Annotated in this window: 8 protein-coding genes; 1 reads left to right on the top strand and 7 read right to left on the bottom strand. The window is 34.6% G+C overall.

Going from position 1 to position 7,129, the window contains the following annotated elements:
• The first annotated feature begins 30 nt into the window (after positions 1–30).
• Positions 31–351, top strand: a complete 321-nt coding sequence (gene tmaR, locus A9G30_RS08455; protein ID WP_065566879.1) for a PTS system regulator TmaR — start codon at positions 31–33, stop codon at positions 349–351.
• Between the two features lie 61 nt (positions 352–412).
• Here tmaR and yciH read toward each other — a convergent pair whose 3' ends face one another.
• The 7 genes from yciH to tmk all read right to left on the bottom strand — a co-directional run bounded on the left by yciH (position 413) and on the right by tmk (position 6,957).
• Positions 413–733: a stress response translation initiation inhibitor YciH gene (gene yciH, locus A9G30_RS08460; protein WP_065579680.1), complete on the bottom strand. Its 321-nt coding sequence runs from the start codon at positions 731–733 to the stop codon at positions 413–415.
• Between the two features lie 7 nt (positions 734–740).
• The gene (gene pyrF, locus A9G30_RS08465) at positions 741–1,445 is read right to left on the bottom strand and encodes an orotidine-5'-phosphate decarboxylase (RefSeq protein ID WP_065579681.1); all 705 of its coding nucleotides are present in this window, start codon (positions 1,443–1,445) and stop codon (positions 741–743) included.
• A 29-nt stretch (positions 1,446–1,474) separates the two neighbouring features.
• Positions 1,475–2,638 carry a GDSL-type esterase/lipase family protein gene (locus tag A9G30_RS08470; protein WP_065566882.1) on the bottom strand — a complete coding sequence of 388 codons (1,164 nt, stop codon included), beginning with the start codon at positions 2,636–2,638 and terminating at the stop codon, positions 1,475–1,477.
• Complete coding sequence (locus tag A9G30_RS08475) at positions 2,631–3,848, bottom strand: SGNH/GDSL hydrolase family protein (RefSeq protein WP_065566883.1); 1,218 nt, start codon at positions 3,846–3,848, stop codon at positions 2,631–2,633. Before A9G30_RS08475 ends, A9G30_RS08470 begins: the two co-directional genes overlap by 8 nt.
• 12 nt (positions 3,849–3,860) lie before the next feature.
• Positions 3,861–5,261 (bottom strand): MBOAT family O-acyltransferase, encoded by a 1,401-nt coding sequence (locus A9G30_RS08480; protein WP_065588664.1) that lies wholly within the window; start codon positions 5,259–5,261, stop codon positions 3,861–3,863.
• A 62-nt stretch (positions 5,262–5,323) separates the two neighbouring features.
• Positions 5,324–6,319 carry a DNA polymerase III subunit delta' gene (holB, locus tag A9G30_RS08485; protein WP_081295770.1) on the bottom strand — a complete coding sequence of 332 codons (996 nt, stop codon included), beginning with the start codon at positions 6,317–6,319 and terminating at the stop codon, positions 5,324–5,326.
• On the bottom strand, positions 6,319–6,957 hold the full coding sequence (tmk, locus tag A9G30_RS08490) for a dTMP kinase (protein ID WP_065588665.1): 639 nt from the start codon (positions 6,955–6,957) through the stop codon (positions 6,319–6,321). Before tmk ends, holB begins: the two co-directional genes overlap by 1 nt.
• Positions 6,958–7,129: the final 172 nt, after the last annotated feature.

The raw sequence follows: 7,129 nt of genomic DNA on the forward strand, positions 1-7,129 counted from the left end.
ATTTTCCATTTTTCAGATAAGGGGTTATAGATGGACAAGGAAAAAGCAAGCGCATCGTCATTTCAAGATGTATTAGAATACATTCGTCTATCACGTCGTTTAAATAAATTAAAGCGTGAAATATCAGACAATGAAAAGAAAATTCGTGATAACCAAAAACGTGTACTCTTACTTGAAAACTTAAGTGAATATATTAAACCTGATATGACTTACGAAGAGCTTCAAGCAATTATTGCGAATATGAAAAGCGATTATGATGATCGTGTTGATGATTATATTATTAAAAATGCCGAAATATCTAAAGAACGCCGTGAAATAAGTAAAAAAATGCGTACTTATCGATCAAATTAATATCTATGTTTTTATAAGTAGCGTCCTTTTTAGTTATGGACGCTATTTTTATAGCATGAAATCAGCCTCCAGCTAATTTTACTTTGAATCCTTTTTCTTCTAACAATGATTTTAGTAAATCTCGTTTATCACCTTGAATTTCAATAGCACTATCTTTAACTGAACCACCACAACCACAGCGCTTTTTTAATTCAGCAGCTAACTGTAATAATTGTGCATCGTCTATCTCAAATCCGGTAATTACACAAACACCTTTACCTTTACGGCCTGAAGTTTGTCGCTGAATTCGAATAATGCCATCTCCCTTTGGACGTGAAATAGCTGGCTTTGTCGGTTTAATTCGACCTTGATCGGTTGAATAAATAATCGGGTTATCAGACATAATTTAATTAACTCTTACTTGTATCAAGTGTGGCCAAAATTGTTTTTAACGCTTTAGCTGGATCTTCTGCTTGAGTAATTGGCCGTCCAATGACTAAGTAATCAGAGCCAGCAGCTTGAGCACGTTGAGGTGTCATAATACGGCGTTGGTCATCAGGGTTACTACCCGCTGGCCTAATACCTGGTGTCACTAATTTAAAGTCACTACCTAAACGCGTTCTAAAACTTTGTACTTCTTTTGCTGAACAAACTACCCCATCAAGTCCACAATTTTTAGCTAGCATAGCTAATTTAGTTGCTTGCTCTAAAGGCGATGCATTAATACCTATTTCTTGTAAATCGGTCGATTCCATGCTGGTTAATACTGTCACAGCGATTAATATTGGCGCATCTTTACCATATGAATAAAGAGCATCTTTAGCTGCTGTCATCATGCGCGCCCCACCACTCGCATGTACATTGGTCATCCATATACCTAAATCAGCCGCAGCAGTTACGGCTTTAGCAACCGTATTTGGGATATCATGAAATTTAAGATCTAAAAAAACGTCAAAACCTTTTTGCATAATTTGCTTAATAAATTCGGGACCTGCGTGTGTAAAAAGCTCTTTACCTATTTTAAGACGGCAATCTTTTGGTTCAACACGATCAATAAAATTCCACGCTGATTTTACATCTGCAAAATCAACAGCAATAATAATAGGTGATGGCATAACTTATTTGTTCCTTTTAATCAAAATTTTTAGCTATTTTTTCTAACAAATTCATTCAAATCAGCATAAAAGATACGAGCACTTTCTTTATATCCTTTTAATGTTTGGTGAACTAAATCTGCACGCGCAAGTCCACGTTTTCGCCACTGCTTAATAGAAAACTGACCACCCATTGCCACTTGCCAATCCCAAAATAACGTTTTTTCAGATTTAGCAACTTGCTTTTGAATAGTCATTATCTTTGCAAAAGATTTAGGCATATTTTTTTCATTTGCCATAGTGTCTGGGGGTGTCATTATTAAAATAGCAGCATTAGGCAATGTTTCGCGAATCATTCTGATATTATTCACTAAATTTTTTCGATATTGATTACTGTCTAATGTTTCATCAAAACTTTCATTGGTACCATATGCTAGGATCACTAAATCACTTTGCGATACAGCAAGTTCTTTAAACCAGTTTTTTCCCCACTTTTGCCAAATGGTTTGTTTAGCGCCATTAGTCGCAATGGGTGAAACAACAACACCAGATTGTTGATTACAAGTTAACCAAATACCACCCAGTTCCATCTCTTTTTGGCCTTTGATAACTAAAGGCATTTTAGATAAAACCGATGCAGTTTGCCAAACCTTTGGGGTTGGTGTATAGCTGAAGTTAATTTTATTGTTATTAGCATCATAAAGCGATAGTAGGTTTGAGTTGTTTTTTAGTGTTTTAAAGGTCAATTTAACTTGCCAATTTTTATTGCAAGATCCTCTTGCTGTAATTTGGACAGTAGCAGAATCTTTAATGGGTTTAGCAATAAAACCACCCATGGGAAAATCAAGATTACTTAAAGTTCGGCTACTTAGCATATCCCAATCTCTAGCTCGCCATGTAACCGCTGCATGGCTTTGCCCTTTTATCGCTATAGGCGTTATCCAACCAATACCTGCGTTGCCATACTTTTTTTGCATTAATGTTCTAAATTCACCAGTAAAAAAGTCGGCTGCCACATGTGAATCGCCAAATTGAGTAATATTGATTACTCGGTTAGTTTTTTTATGATCCGCTAACGAGTTCAAACGCGCTGCAAATTGTTTAGCGTTAGGATCCCCAAAATCAACAACAGTAGATGTTTTACTTTCAGCTACACTACAACCAGTAATCGTTATTGCAATGAGGGCTATAATATATTTTAAAAATTTAATCACTATGGGTGTCCTCTAATTCTTTATAAATTATTTTTTCCATAATGGCCTTTGCTAGAATTTTTTGGCCTGTTGGCGTAAAGTGAACACCATCATCAACCCTTACCTTAACTTTTGCTTTATTGCTTTCTACGAAATTACTAAATTTTTGATACGTACATCCCAATAAATCATTTGTCATTAAGAAATGTTGTTGGACTTTTTCTAATTCGGACTGATATAAATTATTTAGATAAACCATCGCATTATTTAATTTTGGTTTGCGCATACAAGGCGCTGCCAGCCAAAGTATTTGAACATCATGCTCTATGGCACTATTTAAAATAGATTCAATACGCAAACGGTAGTGTTCTTCCCACAAGTCGGATTGGAATTTAGCATATTTGACATAGCCTTTAACTGGAAAATCCCAAGGATCATTTGCGCCAAGAAAAACAACAAGCAATTTAATTGAAGGATCTGCAATTAGATTATCACTAATTGTTTTTGGCCAATCAAAAGCACTCGGATAAGCAAGCCCAGTGCTCTGTTTGCTCAAATCAAGGCTTTCTATTTTATACTGCTTGAATAGCATTTTTTTAACATATGGTGCAACACCTTGCATTAAAGAATCACCAGCAAAAAACACCTTATCATTGCTTGTTAATATAATGGGTTGTGGCTCAACTAGTACTGTGTCTTTTTGTGCTTTTTGATTTTCATCTTGCTGTGCTAGGTCTGTTTCGGACACGTTGTCAGTATTGACTCTTTGTCCACTTTCAAGTTTTGCATTCTTTAAAGCATCAATTGTCTTATTTTTAGCATCTTTCACCGCAACATCAAGCAACTGAGAAAACGGAGGAAGTATTTTTATTGATATATATTTTTGAAAATCCTGTTCGTCATCCTTGCTTGTTTCAAGCTCTTGTATCAAACTTTCTTGGTTTGCAAGCGTATTATTATTCAACAAATCGGTATGATACACTTGCTCGCAATAAATCAATATTGATTTGTAGTAAATAGCTATTAACGCAATAGCGGTAACAAACATTATCAAAAATACATAGCGAGTAGACAAAAGATTGCTAGTAACAACAAGAGATGAATTTGTTTTCTTATTTTTTTTACAATCTTTTTTAAGCGTATTTTTATGCTGTGATTTATTACGTTGCCGTTTCAAATTCGGTTTGGATTTTTTATTATTTTTTGAAAACGATTGTGTATATATTTTCATAATTAAGCATCATTAAAAATTAGCGTAAATAAAGTTTGGCATTCCTGATGGTGCAATATAAATCGTCAGCCATAAAATCAAAATAAAAACTAAAGGTAAATAGTAATTCGGCATTTTAGTCAACTGTAAAATAAACCACTCAGTAAAATTTTTACACATTGGGTAGGCAAGGTAGATGACACAAATAACCAAAAACGCCCCAACATGATGCGGTTCTATCAAGAAATTATGCGTTAATGCTGTCAAATAATCTACAGCATCAGATAAACTTTCACTATTAAAAAACAGCCATGTAAAACAAATATAGTGCCATGTTAATAACCGTGCCATCAGTGGCGAACGCGCGGTTATCCAACCTTGCCCCAAATAACGGTCGCCAATATTAAGTACCACAATACCAATACCATGACATGCCCCCCAAATAATAAAATTAATGCCAGCACCATGCCACAATCCCGATAATAACATGGCTAACATGACATTAATTTGAGTGCGTATAAATCCTCGACGACTTCCGCCTAAAGGAATATAAATATAGTCACGAATCCAACGTGATAAACTAATATGCCAACGTACCCAAAACTCTCTCAAATTCAATGACAAATAAGGAAGATTAAAGTTAATTGGCAAGCGAAAACCTAATAATAGAGCAATGCCAGTAACTAAATCAGTATATCCAGAAAAGTTTAAATAAATCTGTATTGCATACGCATAAAGGCCAACTAATAAATCAACCACACTAAATTCTAGTGGGTTAGCAAATATAGGTGTAACCCAATGCTCATTAACTAAACCACCTAAACAGTAAACCTTTATCACAGCTAAAATAAGTAGCGTAAATGCGCGAAATGGCTCTAAAATTTCACGCGGTTGATTAACATTTATTTGAGGTAGAAAGTCTTTAGCTCGGTTAATAGGGCCTGCAATAATACTTGGGAAAAAGGACAGAAATAAGGCAAAATCCCAAAAATTAGCAACAGGTAACTCCTGATTTTTTACTGAAACTAAATAACTTATTGAATGAAAGGTGTAAAATGAGATCCCAATAGGGATTAATACCGTGATAGCGGGAAGCAAAATCGGTAAATCTAATAAATTAAACAGATCTTGTAACTCGTAACGGAAAAAATCAAAATATTTAAATAATGCTAGATTAATTACAGATACACATAACCCTAAAATTAACCATCCCTTTGCATGACGTTCTGATGCTGCGATCATCACAGAAAAAAAATAGATTACACAGGTATAAATAAAAAGGATGAGTGAAAATCGCCAGCTGTAACTACCAACAATCAGGTAACTTACAACTAAAAGCAGAGTATTTTGTGTTTTGGGTGATAAGCGACAACCCCAATACAAGGCAAAAAAAGCGATAAAAAGTAAACAAAATTCAATAGATAAATAACTCACTACGATCCTTTTAGCTTAAATGTGTGCTTTTTTGAAGCATTAATAAAATTTTTATAAACAGCTTAGCTTTTTGCCTCGCTAATTAATTCGGATTGAGCAAGTACATTATAAATAATCAGCTCCTTATTCAATCCTGTAATAGTCAATAACTGATTTCTTGCTTGTAACCATAAATGATAAAGAGCAGAAAGCTTTTCATTATTTTGAGTCGCAAGTAATCGAACTAACGGGACTTGATCACGATTAACAATAAAGCGCCCCGCTTTTTGCTTTGCTTTAAGCGCATCGCTTAATAAAGCGCAAAACCAAATAATTCCTTCAATAAAATCTTCATTATCAAAGGTCTTTGCTAATTGCCAATAATTATTTTGAGGAATAACCTCTAATAATTGGCTACAAAACATGTTTCTTTGTTGCCACTTTTCTGGTGCTAATAGCGCGATAGCTCTTAGTGGCGCATTTTCGCTCAATAATAACGCCGAAGCAAGCTCATTATCACTGTATTGTTGATCATGTTTGTTTTTTAACCATTCAATAGATTGTTCTAACTTTGGAGTTGATAAAAAATAAGAAAAACAACGGCTATGAATCGTAGGTAATAATTGGCTATTATGCTCATCACTTAAAATAAAATATGTACTGTCTGGCGGTTCTTCTAACGTTTTTAGTAGTGCATTAGCCGCTGCTTCAGTCATTAAAGCGGCATGTTTTATCCAAATAACTTTATTACCGCCTTGCTGGGATTTTTCGTAAATCTTGCTAGATATATTACGTATTTGATCAATACCTATTGATTGCTTACCTTGTTCATTAGTTATCGCATAATAATCAGGGTGATGATGAGACAAAAACAATTGGCAACTGTGGCATTTAAAGCACGGCTCCAATTGCTGTGAATTTTGGCATAACAAACGGTTGACAAGATTTTCAATAAATTCTTTTTCACCGCTACCTTGGACATAATTAATTAATAGCGCATGATGAGCACGCTTATGCATAATACCAGAAGCCAATTGCTGATAAGGTAGCAAAAGCCAAGGATAATCACTTAACATCATTAAATATTAACCTGTTTTGTTAACCAATCTATTAAAATTTGTTCAATTTGCTCAGCTACATTGTCAATTGATTTTGTAGCATCGACCATCCTAATCGTTTCATCTTGTTTGGCTAGTTCTAAATAGCGTTGATGAACTCGCTTAAAAAAAGGTAGCGACTGTTGTTCAATACGATCGAGATCGCCTCGAGATCTTGCTCGCCGCAAACCACTTTCAGGATCAATATCCAAATACAAAGTCAAATCAGGTTTAAAATCACCTAATACTTGTTCCTTTAGTGTCATCATAAAAACTTTATCTAACTGACGCCCTCCACCTTGATAAGCTTGTGTGGATAAATCATGACGATCGCCAATAACCCATTTACCCGCATGCAGTGCTGGTTTAATCACATTGTCAATCAACTGAATACGTGCGGCATATAGCATAAGTAATTCAGCTTTATCAGTCAAAGGCTCATTATCTAAACCATTTTTAATAATATTACGTAAAGCTTCAGCAATCGGCGTGCCCCCTGGCTCACGAGTGAATTGTACATCATCAATATGATGTTGATTCAAAATGCGAGCAACGATATTAATCGCCGTCGTTTTACCTGCGCCTTCAAGCCCTTCAATGGCAATAAATTTGCCTGTCATACTAAATTCCTAAATTATTTATAATAAATCTGCATTTATATGCCATTATATTGTACGCCATTTTTGCTAATTATTTTAGACAGCATTATTAATAATTTCTTTTAGTTTTACAGTAAATATTATAATAACAACTATATTGTTAAACTTTCCGTTAATTGTAAACTATTTATAA

The sequence above is a fragment of the Gilliamella sp. Fer4-1 genome, from assembly GCF_001690515.1.
In the GTDB taxonomy this organism is placed as follows: domain Bacteria; phylum Pseudomonadota; class Gammaproteobacteria; order Enterobacterales; family Orbaceae; genus Gilliamella; species Gilliamella apicola_C.